Annotated in this window: 18 protein-coding genes; 11 read left to right on the top strand and 7 right to left on the bottom strand. The window is 56.4% G+C overall.

Going from position 1 to position 15,396, the window contains the following annotated elements:
• Window positions 1-43: 43 nt before the first annotated feature.
• Window positions 44-1,114 carry a 4Fe-4S dicluster domain-containing protein gene (locus tag KA369_03790; protein MBP7735072.1) on the bottom strand — a complete coding sequence of 357 codons (1,071 nt, stop codon included), beginning with the start codon at window positions 1,112-1,114 and terminating at the stop codon, window positions 44-46.
• Window positions 1,111-1,743, bottom strand: coding sequence for a TetR/AcrR family transcriptional regulator (locus KA369_03795; protein ID MBP7735073.1), 633 nt, complete (start codon window positions 1,741-1,743; stop codon window positions 1,111-1,113). The genes KA369_03790 and KA369_03795 overlap by 4 nt, the downstream gene beginning before the upstream one ends.
• 251 nt (window positions 1,744-1,994) lie before the next feature.
• Here KA369_03795 and KA369_03800 point away from each other — a divergent pair, with 251 nt between their 5' ends.
• Both KA369_03800 and KA369_03805 read left to right on the top strand, forming a co-directional pair.
• A complete protein-coding gene (locus tag KA369_03800; GenBank protein MBP7735074.1) occupies window positions 1,995-3,371 on the top strand; it encodes a UDPGP type 1 family protein in 1,377 nt (458 codons plus the stop codon).
• A 15-nt stretch (window positions 3,372-3,386) separates the two neighbouring features.
• Window positions 3,387-3,905 carry a hypothetical protein gene (locus KA369_03805; GenBank protein MBP7735075.1) on the top strand — a complete coding sequence of 173 codons (519 nt, stop codon included), beginning with the start codon at window positions 3,387-3,389 and terminating at the stop codon, window positions 3,903-3,905.
• A gap of 15 nt (window positions 3,906-3,920) precedes the next feature.
• Here the strand turns inward: KA369_03805 and KA369_03810 are convergent, their stop codons facing one another.
• The 5 genes from KA369_03810 to KA369_03830 form a co-directional block, all read right to left on the bottom strand.
• A complete protein-coding gene (locus tag KA369_03810) occupies window positions 3,921-4,082 on the bottom strand; it encodes a hypothetical protein (GenBank protein MBP7735076.1) in 162 nt (53 codons plus the stop codon).
• A gap of 50 nt (window positions 4,083-4,132) precedes the next feature.
• Window positions 4,133-5,005 (bottom strand): radical SAM protein, encoded by an 873-nt coding sequence (locus KA369_03815; protein ID MBP7735077.1) that lies wholly within the window; start codon window positions 5,003-5,005, stop codon window positions 4,133-4,135.
• 188 nt (window positions 5,006-5,193) lie between these two features.
• A complete protein-coding gene (locus tag KA369_03820; GenBank protein ID MBP7735078.1) occupies window positions 5,194-5,826 on the bottom strand; it encodes a radical SAM protein in 633 nt (210 codons plus the stop codon).
• Between the two features lie 132 nt (window positions 5,827-5,958).
• Complete coding sequence (locus tag KA369_03825) at window positions 5,959-6,483, bottom strand: hypothetical protein (GenBank protein ID MBP7735079.1); 525 nt, start codon at window positions 6,481-6,483, stop codon at window positions 5,959-5,961.
• 205 nt (window positions 6,484-6,688) lie between these two features.
• A complete protein-coding gene (locus KA369_03830; protein ID MBP7735080.1) occupies window positions 6,689-7,486 on the bottom strand; it encodes an ADP-ribosylglycohydrolase family protein in 798 nt (265 codons plus the stop codon).
• A 263-nt stretch (window positions 7,487-7,749) separates the two neighbouring features.
• On the opposite strand from KA369_03830, the gene KA369_03835 reads away from it, so the two are divergent.
• From KA369_03835 to KA369_03875, 9 genes are all read left to right on the top strand, one after another.
• Window positions 7,750-7,995 carry a hypothetical protein gene (locus KA369_03835; protein ID MBP7735081.1) on the top strand — a complete coding sequence of 82 codons (246 nt, stop codon included), beginning with the start codon at window positions 7,750-7,752 and terminating at the stop codon, window positions 7,993-7,995.
• Complete coding sequence (locus KA369_03840; protein MBP7735082.1) at window positions 7,992-9,050, top strand: carotenoid biosynthesis protein; 1,059 nt, start codon at window positions 7,992-7,994, stop codon at window positions 9,048-9,050. Before KA369_03835 ends, KA369_03840 begins: the two co-directional genes overlap by 4 nt.
• Before the next feature lie 5 nt (window positions 9,051-9,055).
• Complete coding sequence (locus KA369_03845) at window positions 9,056-10,198, top strand: radical SAM protein (protein MBP7735083.1); 1,143 nt, start codon at window positions 9,056-9,058, stop codon at window positions 10,196-10,198.
• A 173-nt stretch (window positions 10,199-10,371) separates the two neighbouring features.
• Complete coding sequence (locus KA369_03850; protein MBP7735084.1) at window positions 10,372-10,713, top strand: STAS domain-containing protein; 342 nt, start codon at window positions 10,372-10,374, stop codon at window positions 10,711-10,713.
• A 26-nt stretch (window positions 10,714-10,739) separates the two neighbouring features.
• Window positions 10,740-11,273 (top strand): aminoacyl-tRNA hydrolase, encoded by a 534-nt coding sequence (locus KA369_03855; GenBank protein ID MBP7735085.1) that lies wholly within the window; start codon window positions 10,740-10,742, stop codon window positions 11,271-11,273.
• Between the two features lie 18 nt (window positions 11,274-11,291).
• Window positions 11,292-11,888: a 5-bromo-4-chloroindolyl phosphate hydrolysis family protein gene (locus KA369_03860; protein MBP7735086.1), complete on the top strand. Its 597-nt coding sequence runs from the start codon at window positions 11,292-11,294 to the stop codon at window positions 11,886-11,888.
• 196 nt (window positions 11,889-12,084) lie between these two features.
• Complete coding sequence (locus tag KA369_03865) at window positions 12,085-13,209, top strand: toxic anion resistance protein (protein ID MBP7735087.1); 1,125 nt, start codon at window positions 12,085-12,087, stop codon at window positions 13,207-13,209.
• 93 nt (window positions 13,210-13,302) lie between these two features.
• A complete protein-coding gene (locus KA369_03870) occupies window positions 13,303-13,851 on the top strand; it encodes a DJ-1/PfpI family protein (GenBank protein MBP7735088.1) in 549 nt (182 codons plus the stop codon).
• 4 nt (window positions 13,852-13,855) lie between these two features.
• On the top strand, window positions 13,856-15,256 hold the full coding sequence (locus KA369_03875) for a cyclic nucleotide-binding domain-containing protein (protein MBP7735089.1): 1,401 nt from the start codon (window positions 13,856-13,858) through the stop codon (window positions 15,254-15,256).
• The last annotated feature ends 140 nt before the right edge of the window (window positions 15,257-15,396 follow it).

Consider the following 15,396-nt stretch of genomic DNA (forward strand, 5'->3'; position numbering starts at 1 on the left):
CCTGTGCCGGGCCTTTGCGCCCCGGCACAGAGCCGCGGGGACGTTATTTCCCGATTCCCCTGTTGCGGCCCATCAGCATCATCTGGGCGAGGGCGTTCTCCGGGAGCGGTTTCCGGTCGCTTTCATCTTTCGCCTTGAGGGCGATGGCCGCTGCCGGGCAATTGGGCACGCACACGCCGCATCCGATGCAGCGGTCGCGGTCTATCTCCGCAATGCCGTCGCCGTTCAGGGCAATGGCCTCCATGGGACACCACGACAGGCAGGCGCCGCATCCCGTGCAGGATTCCGGTTTGACCGTGGAAAAATGGTTGGAGTATACGATTTCAGCGGGCCGCGGATGGCTCTTCATGGAGCCCAGGACCCCGCAGCAGTCTTTGCAGCAGTTGCACAACCCGTTCGGGTTTCGCGAGGTCGAGGGCTGCGTCACCAGGCCGGCTTTCTGCGCCTTCCGGATGATCTCGAAGGCTTCCTCCGCGGTGACCCTTCGCCCCATGTCGTTGTCAAGGTAGTACCGTGCCATGGATCCGAACATGAAGCACGCCTCCATGGGCGCGTCGCACCCCCGGTGGAGGATCTTCTTGGTCTTGCGGCAGATGCAGTCGGTGACGACAATCGTGTCGATTCCCTGGAGGATTTTCCCCACGTCGTCGAGGGCCGCGATGTTCAGCTCAGGGGTGATGGACTCGTTCACCGGTATCGTGCGCAGGAAGGCCCCCTTCACGTCGGCAAAGACCCTTTTAAATCCCTCGTCAGAATATCTCTGGAACATGGCCGAGAGCTTCTCATTCAGCCTGTTGACCTGGAACTCGAACAATCCGTGCACGAAGGGGATCGCGCCAAACCGTGACGATCCGTCCTTTGTAAGCCTGAAGAGGAGTCCCCGGGAGGCCATGGTCTCGAGCCGTGCGGCCGTTTCCTCAGGGGGGCGGCCGGTGCGCTTCGCCACTGACTCGGGCGTCTCGACCATGGGGCTCATGTCGAGGAAGAGCTCCGCCTCGTCCCGGCTGAAGAGCTCCTTGAGGATCTCGATCTCGATCCCAGATTCAGTGGGAGGAAACCCCACGGAAAAGGAATCAAGCTTTTTCTGGATGGCCCTGTAGACGTCTTCTTTCATTGCCGGTGCTCCTTTTTCGGGTTATTCCGAAGCGATAGTATCAGGCGTTCAACGCCGTCGATTCCGTTGGTGAAATACTCATTGGAGCCGGTGCCCTTGGCCAGCACCGCCGCCCCTTCGATGAGGGTGATGATCGTAAGGGCCGTCGCGTCCGCATCGATCCCGGGATCGAACTCGCCGGCGCTCTGTCCCTTTTGTATCAGCCTGCGAATGGTCTTCCTCCATTCGGCAAGGACCTTCATCGCGGCCATGCATAAAGGGCCGTGGGTGTCATCCGCGTCAGCCAGGGTGTTGGCAAGGGGACATCCGCCGGTGGCGACTATCTCATCCCGAAGGAGGCGGTAGACCTTCGGATAAACGAGCATTTTGCCGAGGTATGTCTTCTGCCGCGCCATCTCTTCGGAAAAGGCGCCGATGATGCGGCTGACTCTATGATCAAAGGCGCGGAGGGCCACCTCGTCCTTGTTTTTAAAATTACCGTAGATGCTCCCCTTGGTAAGGCCGGTCGCCCCGGTCATGTCCGAAAGGGACGTGCCGGCGAATCCCTTCCTGTTGAAAACGGGGGACACCCGTTCAATGATATATTTTTTCGTGCGTTCTGTTTTCCCTTCCGGTGCGGAACCTTTCATGGGAAAAAAATACCGATCGGTATATTATTGTCAAGATGAAAAAATGAACCTGTGTCAACTGACAGGTTGTCACCGCCGTTTATCGCGGGTATAATCCTCGCCCCTCCTGTCCCCCCTCCCTCTCTCCGTAAAGCGGAGAGGGAGGTATATTTTCGATTTATGTTTTGAATAACACATTAAAATAATAATTGATCAATACCCCTGCGTTTGATACGGTGCTGTCATGCCACATTGATGTTGCAGGAGGAGCCATGATTACTTTTCCCGGCTATGAAGCTGTGATCAAAAGAGTCTATGACAGCGGGCAGGACCATGTGTTCGAATACTGGAGCGGGCTCAATGACCATGAAAAAAAGGAGCTCCTTGACGATCTGGCCGATGTCGATTTTGGCCTGCTGGGGAAGCTCTATTCCTCCAAGGAAGCCCTGGCGGACACCAACTTCGAACCGGCGCCATACATACCGGTGCCGAAAAATGATAGGGAAATGAAGGAATACCGGGTGGCCCATGATGCCGGAGTCGATCACGTGCGGAGCGGTAAAACGGCGGCCTTCGTGGTCGCCGGCGGGCAGGGATCGCGCCTCGGCTATGACGGCCCCAAGGGGAAGTTTCCGGTGGGCCCGGTCTCAGGGAAGACCCTGTTCCAGATACACGCTGAAAAGATCGTGAAATACTCGCGCAAGTACGGCGTCGCGATCCCCTTTCTCATCATGACCTCGAGAGCCAACCACGACGAGACCAATGCCTTCTTCCGCGAGAACGGCTACTTCGGCCTCGGCCCGGAGAACGTCTTCATCTTTCCCCAGAACATGATTCCGTCCCTGGACACGAAGGGGAGGCTCATCATGGAAACGAAAAAAAACGTATTCAAAAACCCGGACGGCCACGGGGGTAGCCTCACGGCTCTTTATACCTCGGGCGTGATCGGGGAAATGAAAAAAAGGGGTGTCGAGACCATCTCCTATTTCCAGGTGGACAACCCCCTGGTGAGGATAATCGACCCGGTCTTCATCGGCTTTCAGGTCCTCCGGGGGGCCGATGTTTCCAGCAAGGCCGTGAAGAAGGCCTACCCGGAGGAAAAGGTGGGCGTCTTCGTCCGCTTCAGCAACAGCACCATCGGCATCGTGGAATACTCGGACCTTCCCGAGGAGAAGACCCGCAGCACCGATGAACGGGGCGAGTTGCGCTATTCCTCCGGAAGTATCGCCATCCACCTGTTCCGGAGGGAATTCATCGAGCGGCTAACGGCCGGGACCGAGATATCGCTTCCCTTTCACACGGCGCGGAAGAAGATCAGGGCTTTCCAGGGCGGCGCAGCCCGCGAGATCGAGGGATTCAAGTTCGAGAAATTCGTCTTCGACGCCCTTCCCCTGACGGAAAAAAACATCGTTTTTGAAACGCTCCGCGAGGAGGAGTTCGCCCCCGTCAAGAATCCCTCCGGGGTGGATTCGGTGGAGTCGGCCCAGAAGATGATGGATGACCAGTTCCGGTCATGGCTCGTCAGCAGGGGGGTGAGGGTCCCCGCTTCGGTCAGGGCCATCGAGATCTCCCCCCTGGCCGCGGTGGAGGCCGATGATATCGATCCTGCCATGGCTGTCCCTGATAAAGAAGCGGTTTATCTTTCCTGACGGGTTATGAATAAAATGAATCGAACAAAAAAATACGCCCTTGCCGCCGCGGTTCTGCTCCTCATGGCGGTTCTTCCCGGCCGGCTGGCTTTATCGAAGCCTGCGGAGCGGATCCTGGTGCTGGGCTTCGACAGCACGCTCATCAACAATATCCAGGACCGCCTATTACGGGAGACGATCATGAGGGAACTGCGTAACGCGGGATATCCCATCGTACCGGTCATGGAAGTCGAATCCATCTTCCACGAGGGCCCTGAGCGGCAGATACGGAAGCTCTCCCGGGAAGAGATAATGGGCCTGTGCAGGGACATGAAGGCAGGCTACGCCTGCTGCGGATCAATCGTTCCTGAGGGTGGAAAGGCCAGTGATGCCATAAAGGCCGGGAACAGGTATGCCTGCGTCGTGACCCTGTACAATAGGGAGAAGAATAAATTCGAGGAAATACGCCTATCCATTGGAGGGGAGGACAACCTGTACCGGTTCTATGAAGCCCTGTCTAAGATGATCGCAGCGGAGATCGGCAAGCGGTTGTAGCGAACAGGGTCTTCTTTACGCGTTCAGTATGAACTTGTTCACCAGGAAGTCGGTCTGCTTCGGGTCCAGGTCGAACTTCTGGGCCGCCTCTTCGATCAGTTTCGACTTGTCTGCTTTCGGGTTCGTCTTAAGCTCGCCGCTTAAAAAGCGGAACGCGTCTTCCATCTGTTTATCCATGGCGTCTCTCCATCGTATCGTGAAATGCGGGGGCGCGGCGTGCCGCGCCCTTACAATGCCCTCATATGCTCGGGCTTGAGGAGCTTTTCGTCCCTCTTCTTCAGCACCTGGTCGAGGAGCTCCAGGATCTCCTTTTTCTGGTCAGGCAGGACCGCGCGCAGGGGGAGGTAATTGGAGGCGTGGTTCGACGTGAACAGGCACTGGCTCTTCACGTCCATGTTCTCCACGATTACCTTCAGCTCCTCCAGAAGACCGAACTTGTCCGGGAGCCGGAACGTGCCGGCCCGGTGGGCCTTGTAGAGTTCCGTGTTGGGGAGGATCATCACCGTGAGGGCGGAGGCGAAATCCGGCGACATCTCGCCCAGGAGCTTCCCCGTGTCGCGGGCGTGTTCCATGGACATTTCGGTGCCGCCGATGCCCAGGAGAACGGTCTGGGATAGGAGGATGCCCGATTCCTTGATCCTGGCGGCCGCCTCCTTCATGTTGACCGGGAAGGCCCCCTTCTTGATCTTCCGCAAAACTTCTTTATTGCCCGATTCGATCCCCTGGTACGCTATGCCGATGCCGGCCTCCCTGAGCTCCTTCAGTTCGGCCGGGGTTTTTTTAAGAATGGCCTTGGTATTGGCGTACACGCCGAAGCGCTCCACCCGGGGGTTCTTTTTCTTTATATAATTGATGATCTCCAGGAGCGTGGCCGTGGGCAGGATAAGGACATCGCCGTCAGCGAGAAAGACGCGGTCGAACTGGTACCGCGACGCTTCCTCGATGTCGCGCTTGATGGTGTCCATGTCCTTGAGGCGGAACTTCTCGCCCTTGTAGGCGCCGCAGAAGGTGCACATGTTGTGGGAGCACCCCACGGTCACCTGGATGATCATGCTGTAGGCCTCGCTGGGAGGCCGAATGACGTGTCCTACGTAGTCCATTGCAATAACCTTGCTGTATCGTATAATCCCTCCCCCTCGATGGGGGAGGCTGGGTGGGGGTGGTCAAGATTATGTTCACCCTCCCCCTGCCCCTCCCATCAAGGGAGGGGGAAAATATTTCATATGAAATCTTAATCCCGCTCCGGTTACACCTTCCCGGGAGGGTGTATTTTTAGCAATAATAATTTCTATTTACCCGGCGCGTCCGGGCCCCAGAGAATCTTGTGGATCTGAAGGTTGAGCCGTACCGGAAGACGTTCTTTTACGATCAGGTCCGCCAGGACTGCGGCGGACATGGCGCCGGCGGCGGGAGAAAAGTTGATGACGATGCCCTTTTTCGCGAGATATTTTCCTGTGAAATCCTTTGAGAATTCGTAATCCGCCATGTCGGATATGACGAATTTTATCTCATCCCTGTCGTTGAGATATTTAAGGTTCCTCATTTCAAAGGAGTCGGCTTCGCCGCTGGAGGGCGTTTTAACATCGACGATTTTTCGCACCTTTTCAGGGACGTCTTTCAGAAGGATGCTCCCGTTCGTTTCCATCTGGCATTTCCATCCCCGGTCCAGTATCCGCTTTAACAGGACCAGGGTGCTGGTCTGGAGCATCGGCTCGCCCCCGGTGACGGTCACGTGGTCGGCGGAAGGATATTTTTCTATTCCCAGGATAATGGCGTCCATCTCCATGGCAGTGCCGATGTCCCGGGCGTACCGGGTATCGCAGTAGGCGCAGTCCAGATTGCATCCGGCGAGGCGCACGAAAACCGAGGAAAATCCCGCGGTCGTGGTTTCGCCCTGGATGGAGTAGAAAATTTCATTCACAATGAGGCTCATGGATCAATTCTATCATATGAGAGGAATAAGTCAATGGTCATTTTTCAAATGTGGAAGGAGGGACCCGGCGACCCCGCCCATCCTCCCGCGGTTCTGCCCGGGACAGGCGGGGTTCTCTTTTTATTCGCGGAACGTAGCCGCAGCCTCGGCTATAATGCGCTCGGCAGCGTCCGCCTTCATGTCCGCCTGCCACTGGAAACCGAGGGCCACGGAGGATCCGTTTTTCAGGGGCACCAGATAGACCTCGGCGGTCACGGGCCGGGGTATCTTTTTGGCGAATCGCTCGCCCCTGGCGGCCCTGGGCCCGAATTTTTTCTTGATCGCGGTCCCCGCGACGACTGAGCCCATGAAGGTCGAGCGTGTGTATTCGATCAGGTCAATCTTGGCTTTATCCAGCTCTTTTTTCTGTTCCCTGTCGTAGAGCACCGCCATGATGCTCATGCCCTCCTTGCCGGGAGAGCTGTTTTTCGGATAAACCAGAAGAAGGGCGTTGAGACCGGCCTTTTGTGGCGCCGAGAATTCGACGCCGGTTGTAAAGCCGATGCCGTGTACCGTCACCGGGTATTTCGGCTCCGCTGGAGCGACGGCAGAAAGAGCGATGAGAATCGCCGCAACGCTCATGATAAAAAAGGCTGTTTGTTTCATGGAAAACCCTCTCGTTGTTTTGTTGTATGCCTGAGGCCGGCTGACGCGGTATTCAGCGTCACGGACTCAGTAATGGTAGTACAGTAGTCCTGGCCGCTGAACTACGTTCAGTTTACGGTATCATATGAAAAACGGCCAAGAAATTTCAATACTATTATTATACTGACAGTTTGCTGTTTTTCAGCAAATTGCCAGTTGCGTAACTTTATAATCGACTATATTCGCCCCCGCCGCCTTCCATGTACGCTTTACGGAAGCGATTGACAATGCCCAGGAGCCGTTCGTCAAGAACCGAAAGGGCCCTTTCCTGAACAGGGAGAGGTATTTCCCGGTAAAAAGCCTCGGCGATGGCGCCGGCGATACAGGCAATGGTATCGCTGTCGCCGCCCAGGGATATGGCGTTCCTGACGGCATCCACGAAGTCGCTCGATTCCAGGAATGCGATGATCGCCTCCGGCACCGAGCCCTGACAGCTCACGTCGAACCGGTAGCCGGGCCGGATGGCGTCAAGGGTCCTGGCCATATCGTACCCGAACATATCTCCCGCGCAGGAGCGGATATCGCTTTTGGACGCGCCCTGCCGCGCCATGAAAATAGCCGCTGCAACAGCCTGGGCGCCCCTGATCCCCTCCGGATGATTGTGCGTCACTTCGGCGCTCCTTTTGGCTTCATCCAGCGTCTCTTCAAGGGTGCCTGATGTGTAACCGACGGGGCTCACCCTCATGGCCGAGCCGTTGCCGTGGCTCCGGTACGGACCAGCGGAGTCCGACCGGGCCCACTGCCTGAACCCTCCCCCGAACCCGGCGTCGGGATACAAACGGTAGTATTCCCTTAGCTTCGTCTCATAGGGAACGCCGTCGAGTATGGCGTGGGCCACCGCAACGGTGAGCACGGTATCGTCTGTAAAGCGGCACCGTGGCCCGAACAGCGGGAAGTCCTTGGTCTTGATGTTGTGCCTTTCGTATATGGAGCCAATGATGTCGCCGATTATCGCGCCTATCATAATGGATTTTTCCTTGGTTTTACTTGTGCAGAGTCTCTTTATGTATCTGAACTGTTTTGTGCCATGAAACAGGTTATTATTCAGGGACATGCTTCCTGTTAACGGCCGGTAGTCAGGGCATTGTACCCTGCCTATGGTTACAGTCAAGGAGAACAACGGAAATAGTTGAATGATAAAAATATTTACATTATTTTCAATTATCAATATCTTGACAAAGGTCAATTGATGATGCTGTTGTATTTCGATAATCCGGATTGATAGGTATGGCTGGCAGGATCACGCTAAAAGTGAAATGCTATTCAGGCGCCAGGGCCAATGAGAGGCCGGTCAGCTTCCTCCTGGGGGAAAAGCTTTATGGCGTATCGGACATTGTTGACCGGTGGTACGGCCCGGACTACCTCTATTTCAAGGTCCGCGCCGATGACGGCAATATTTATATCTTGCGGTGCGATGAAAGTCTGGACCAATGGGAGCTGGAAATGTTCCAAAAATCAGGGGAATCCCGATGACTATTATAAAAACTATCATAAAGGAGATATGGGACCATCTCCCGGTCTGGTTCATCTTCTATATTACAGCCTATACCGTATTCGGTTATAGCGCATTGCTGAAAGGGCCAAGGCCTGACTATGCCCTCACCTTTGTCTTTCCCTACGGGTGGTTCATCTTTTATTATTTCGCGCGGTTCAATGCCGATGGCGGTCTTGACGCTCAGGGGATTATGCGCAGGTACCTGGCCGTTGCCGCCATCACCGCTGTCGTTCTCGCAGCGGTGGCTGCCGTCGCCAGGCCGGTAAGGTTAGGCCCTGACTGGCCCTCGCATGTTGACGCGTCCCTCTGGTACTATGAAACAGCGAATGTCCTCTGGACCCTGCTCATCGCCCTCCATTGCCTCGTCTTCCGGGGATGGAAAAAATTACTTCTCTTCTTCGGCGTCGCCTTTGTCTACGGCATGGTCCTGGAAAGCTCCGGGGTGACCATGGGCTTTTTCTTCGAGGACCATTATCACCTGTACGTGCCGGGTTTCAGCGCCCCGGTAGCCACCATGTTCGGATGGAGCATGGTCTTTTATCCCTGCGTCTTTCTTCTCGACGGCCTCCGCAAAGGGATCCCCGCAATCGGAAGCAGGTCGTTCCCGTGGCAGGGTCTCCTTGTGGCCCTGATAGCGGTGTCCCTCGACGCCCTCATCGATCCCTTTGCCACTGATTTCGGGTTATGGACATGGAACGGGGACTACAACAGGGGAAACAGCCTCTACTGGTTCGGGGTTCCCCTGGTGAATTTCGTGTCATGGTTCACCGCCGTGTTCTCCTTCGGGGTCGCCTATTATTTCTTTGAACTGAAAAAAGCGGGATGGGACCAGATCAAAAGAACCGCAGCCATGGCATGCTCCCTTCCCCTGGTCCTGGCCGTGGCCGGCGTCATCGAATTTACCGCCCTGGGGCTCGTTGAAGGATTTAACGGACCAAGCTGGTCCATTCTCAGGAAGTATATCAGCGACGGCATGCCCCTCACCAGGGAGCCGAAGAAAGGGAAGATCGGTGAAAACCATGATGGAAGGTGAATCCCATGACATGTTTTGAACTGGGCCCCATCAGGCCCCCCAGCGAGGCCCAGAGCATCCTGCTCCGGCTGACCCGCAATTGCCACTGGAACAAGTGCGCCTTCTGCCCCGTGTATAAAAACAGGCAATTCTCCATGAGGAAAACCGACGAGGTGAAGCGCGACATCGATGTGATGGCGGCCATAGCCGGCGCGATCTACCGGGAGCTGAACCGGCTCTACCCGGACCGCAGGGACAACACCGCCGTGGTCCATGTCATCGACACCGTCGATTTCGGGGACGACATCGACCAGGGATGCGCGCGCCAGGTAGCCTTCTGGATGTTCCACGGCATGAAGAGCCTTTTCCTGCAGGACGCCGACGCCCTGGTATTCCGGACCCCGGACCTCCTGGAGATACTGAATTACATAAGAGAAAAGTTTCCCACCATAGAGCGTATCACCACCTATTCACGGGCCCAGACCATCAGCCGGAAAACACCGGAGGAGCTCCAATCCCTCCGCCGGGCCGGGCTAAACCGCATCCATATCGGCATGGAAACCGGATCGGACGCCGTCCTTTCCATGGTGAACAAGGGCGTGACTCAGGAGGAGCAGATACGGGCGGGGCAAAACGTGGTGGCCGCCGGGTTCGAGCTTTCCGAGTATTTCATGCCGGGCCTGGGCGGCGCTGAGCATTCCGAGGAGAACGCCGTTGAATCCGCCAGGGTCCTGAGCGCGGTCAATCCCACGTTCATCCGTATCCGCAGCACCATCCCGGTGCCCGGGACGCCCCTCCATGACATGATGACCGCGGGATCGTGGACGCCCCTCACGGAGGAGGAAAAGGTCAGGGAGATCAGGCTTTTCATCGAGCGCCTGGAGGGTATCACAAGCACCGTGCAGAGCGACCACATCATGAACCTCCTGGAGGATGTGGAAGGCGCCCTGCCCGGCGACAAGGCCGCCATGACGGGTGTCATAGACCGCTTCCTCGCCATGGCCCCCGACGACAGGGAATCCTTCATCGTGGGCCGGAGGATCGGCCGGTATCGATATCTTTCGGATTATGTCCGATTGCCCGATGTGGAGAACATCAAGGCCGAGATCCTGCGCCAGTTCGGTTCCATCGACAGGGGCATGCTGGAGATCCTGACGAATTTTATTTAATTGAGAGCTGACATCTTCCCCGTGATGATACGCGCTGAGCCATGGCGGTTGAAATTAATTCCCGTGAACAGTATTTGCTCTTGACATATTGTCCAGCTTTTGTTCTTTATTTTTTAATATGATCGGCTCAGTCGAGCGGAGACACTCTGGTTTCAGATCTGCCTGGGACTCTTATGAAGATAAAAAGCACCATTGATGATTCTATAGCGATCCTGGAAATTGAAGGATCTCTTTCGTCGGACATGAAGGTTGAATTCGACGCCGAGATAAACCGCTATCTGGCCAAGTCGATCCATGTCATCCTCGATCTCTCAAAGGTCGCCTTTGTCGACAGCTCCACTCTCGGTTCGATCATCAAGTATTACTCGATGTTCAAAAAGAACGGCAGGCACCTGCTTCTCTCCGGAATCAACCAGAAAATTTACGACGTGTTCAGACTGACCGGGATCACCAAGCAGATTAACATATTCGAGTCCACCGGGAACGCGGTGGATTACATACGTGAAAACGGCTGATCTGCAGCGGTACGGAGACACGGACAATGTTTGTCATCGCCTGCCTGGGGAATCCCGGCAAAAAGTATTCAAAGAACAGGCATAACATCGGCTTTATCATGGGCGATTACATAGCCGAGAGGTACGGTATTCAGGTAAGCGCATCCTCCTTCGATTCGGTTTCAGGGAAGGGGACCATTGACGGTATCGAGGCGCTGCTCCTCATGCCGCAGACATACATGAACAACAGCGGCGGGCCGGTGCGGCAGGCCCTGGCGTTCTACAAGGTGCCGCCGGAGTTCCTCGTGGCGATCCATGACGACATCGAGCTTCCCTTCGGCGAGTGCCGGTCGAAGTTCGGCGGCGGCCACAAGGGGCAGAACGGAATCAGGTCGATCATCCAGGAGCTCGGGACCCCTGATTTTCACCGGATCCGTTTCGGCGTCGGCCGACCGGAGAACCCCGAGGTGGCGGTGGCGGACCACGTGCTGTCGAATTTCAGCGGCGAGGAGCTTTCCCGGATACGGGACAACGCGCCCGCCGTCATGGACATGGTGGTTTCAATAATGAAGGCCCGGTGACCGGGCGGAGGATCATCAGTGAAACGATTTTTCATTCTTTTCCTTATCGGCACGGCGATATTCGCCGCGCTGGTGCGGTTTACGCTCCTCGGGTTCCTCCTTTCTTCCGTTGCGGGGATCGTCGGCATGATGCTGATCGGCTCCGTTTTCAAGATCTATGACCGCGCGTCCAGGAAGCGGGAGGAAGCCAAGCCGGCCCCGGACAAGGCGGCCGCCGACCTGGTGCGGGAGGGCATGGAGAAGCTCCGGCAGATCAGCAACACCACCCGGATGATCCAGAGCAACGAGGTCGCCGCCAAGATCAGGGAATGCTGCAAGGTGGGAGTGGATATATTCGACTACATCAAGAAGAACCCGAACAAGATCAACAAGGTCAAGCAGTTCGCCAATTACTATCTTGACGCGACGAAGAAGATCATCGAGCAGTACGTCGAGCTCTCCGGCAGGCCCAACAGGACGCCGGAAATAGAGCAGGCCATCCAGAAAGTCGAAGGGATGCTCGACCTGATCAAGCAGACCTTCGACCGGCAGATGGCGAACCTGCTCGAGGACAACCTGCTGGACATCAACACCGAGCTTACGGTCTTGAAAAATACCATGAAGATGGAAGGATAGTGGCCGATACCGGCGCCTGCTGCGCCGGTATCGGCTTAAATAATTGAAAAATGATTATGGATTTTTTTTGCTCGCTCCGCCTGGTATTTGCATCCTGCAAGACTCGGCTGCCAGCGGCATCCGTGCCGCTTGCTCGCAATAACAAATCCATAATCGTGGAATAATATGCTGAAAAAATGCAGAGGAGGAGGATGCCATGGATTTGCAAAACGTTGACGCCCAGGCGGCGCAGCCGCTCGAGGTGAAGGAGCTGACGCTGGCCGACTTGAAGGAAGACGAGAAGAAAAAGGTGGAGCAGATTCAGAAAGAGCTGGACGTGGATAACTCCCAGAGCGTCATCCAGTTCGGCGTCGGGTCCCAGAGCGGGATTTCGAACTTTTCCGATACCATCCTGAGCGAGATCAGGGCGCGGGACAGCGGCTATGTGGGCAACATCCTCACGGACCTGATGCTCAAGGTGAAAAGCATGGACATGGGAGACCTCACGGCGGGGGAAAGCGGCCTCTCGAAGATCCCCATCATCGGCAGCCTGATCGGCAGCGCCAAGAAGTCATTTGCCAGCTTTGAAAAGCTCTCCGATCAGATCGAGAAGATCGTGGACGAGCTCACCAAGGCGCGGATGCAGCTCCTGAAGGACATCACCATGTTCGATTCTCTCTATGAGAAGAACATACAGTACATCCGGGAGCTGGACCTCTACATCCTGGCGGGAAAGCTGAAGCTGAAAGAAGTCGGGGACAAGGTCATTCCCGAGCTCAAGGCCAAGGCCGACCAGACCAAGGACACCCTGGACGCACAGAAGGTCCAGGACATGACCCAGGCGCAGAACCGCCTCGAGAAGAAGATCTATGACCTGCAGCTCTCGCGCATGGTGGCCCTGCAGACCAATCCCCAGGTGAGGCTCATCCAGAGCGGCGACCAGGTGCTGGTGGAGAAGATCCAGAGCTCGATCCTCAATACCATCCCTCTCTGGAAAAACCAGGTGGTCATCGCCCTCGGCATCGTCCGCCAGAAGAAGGCCCTGGAGGCTCAGAAGGAGGTCTCCAAGACCACCAACGAGCTGTTGCAGAAGAACGCGGAGATGCTGAAAACCGGGACCATCGAAGTGGCCCGGGAATCGGAGAAGGGGATCGTCGAGATGGAGACCCTGAAAAAGGTGCATGACAACCTGATCTCGACCATCGAAGAGACTCTGAAGATCCAGCAGGAGGGCAGGACGAAGCGCCAGCAGGCCGAAGGGGAGCTTGCCAAACTCGAGGGCGAGCTGAAGACCAAGCTCAAGGAGGCCGGTTCTTCCAGCCCGGGGATGAAGCTGACTTAAAGGGTTTGAGGCGGGGCGGCGGATTGGCGCGCCGTTGTTTCCGCGCGGCCCCGTCCCTTCCATGCGTTATGACATCATTATCGGGAGTGTGCCATGAATGCGATTGTTCCCCTCGCTGAAGGGTTTGAGGAAATTGAGGCGGTGACGATTATCGATGTCCTGAGAAGGGCCGGGGTCGCGGTGACCTCCGCGTCGCTGAAAAAAAATCCCGTCACGGGCTCACATGCCATAGCGATAACGGCCGATAAGAGTATAGACGATATTAAGGCGTCAGATTTCGACTGCATAGTTCTTCCCGGCGGCATGCCGGGCAGCAACAATCTCAAGGAAGACCCGAGGATCATAGCCCTTGTCAGGGATTTCAGCGGGGCCGGAAAGATCACGGCGGCCCTGTGCGCCGCGCCGCTGGTGCTGGGCCACGCGGGGGTCCTCAGGGGGAAACGGGCCACCTGCTATCCGGGGTTCGAGGAGCAGATGACCGGGGCGACGCCCCTTCCCGACCCGGTGGTCCGGGACGGAACGGTGATCACCGGCAGGGGGCCCGGGTGCGCCATTCCCTTTGCCCTTGAGCTGGTGGCGTCCCTTGCCGGAGAGGACGCGGCGAAATCCCTTAAAGAGAACATGCAGGTGTACTGGATGTGATTACATGAGTGAATACAACAAGAGGCTCTTCAAGGCCGGCGCCTACATCTACATTGAAGGGGACGAGGATGTCGATGAGGTCTACATCGTGGAGAAGGGCCTCGTCGAGTTTAAAAGCAGCAACCAGCGGGTCCGCACCCACGGGGAAAACGCCGCTCCCGGGGACGTCTTCGGCTTCATCTCGTCCCTGAGCCAGCGGCCTCGCATGGAAACGGCCTTCGCCAAGGTGAACTCCTCGGTCATCGTCTTCGACCGGGAACGGTTCCTTTCCCTTCTCAAGAAAAATTCGGAGATCGCCATCAAGCTTCTCAATTCCTATGCCGACGAATTGCGTCTCTACGACACGATGATATTCCCCCTGGTCGGCGTCAAGGGGACTTTCCAGCCCGAAGAAACCCAGCTCTACGGCCTGGGCCTCTATTACTACAACTTGAAAATGCACTCGAACGCCTATTATGTCCTGAGCCGGTACACGCAGCTTTTCCCCAACGGGGCCAGCCGGGCCAGCGCGCGAAAAACCATCGCTGAAATAGAAAAGACCGGCATCAGGAGGATTCCCGAGCCGGTGCCGGACGGCATCTACCGCCAGTACGCGGACAAGCAGATCATATTCTGCGAGCATGAGCCGGGCAACGAGCTTTTCATCATAAAAAGCGGGCGGGTCAAGATCGTCAAGTACCACGGCGACAGCGAGATCATTCTATCGGTGCTCAAGGAGGGGGAGATATTCGGCGAGCTCGCCATAGTATCGGACAAGCCGCGTAACGCGACGGCCGTAAGCTTCGGCACCGCTGTCCTTCTCCCGATAGACAAGGATTCCCTCCTGAAGCTGATCCAGAAGTCCTCGGACCTGCTGAAGAGGATATTCACCGCCATAAGCCAGCGGGTATGGTTCACCTTTATCCGCACCGAGTCGAAATTCTACCAGAAGCCGATCACCAGGATCTACGCCTTCCTGGAGAACAAGCTCATCGAGGACAATGTTTCGCTGAAGAACAGGGAGCCCCATATATTCAACTTCGGTATCGACGAGCTCCTTAAAATGAACAGCATCCCCGCCGACCAGGTGGCCACCGCCATGGCGGAGCTGTCCCAGGACCATAATCTGAATTTTTACATGGGACAGACCGTGATCGATAACCCGAGCGTGGTTTCTTCCAAGGCGCGTTACCACCGCTCGCGGGACCATCTGTATGAAGCCAATGAAGAGAGCGCCGCCGCGCAACCGCGCGGGGAGGTTCAGCCCCGGGAAGAGGTCCTGGAGCCCGCCGGACTGGAAGAGGATGTCGCCGAGGATCTTGCCGACATGAGGATTCCCCATCGTGAAGCGGAAGAAACGGTCCCCGGTTCGGCCGGGACCCTCTTTGATGAGCTCGACCAGGAATTGCGAAAAAACGGCCAGTGACTGCCGCCCCTGTGATGGCGCAGCCGGGCTTGTAAAATATGCCTCCGGAGCGGCCCGCCCGGCGGATTTTTTTATTGACTCGCAAAGGAATAACGCAATATATATCATCATTCGCCATACCTGGCTGAGGCAGCGGTTTT

Source organism: Spirochaetota bacterium, from assembly GCA_017999915.1.
Classification (GTDB): Bacteria; Spirochaetota; UBA4802; order UBA4802; family UBA5550; genus RBG-16-49-21.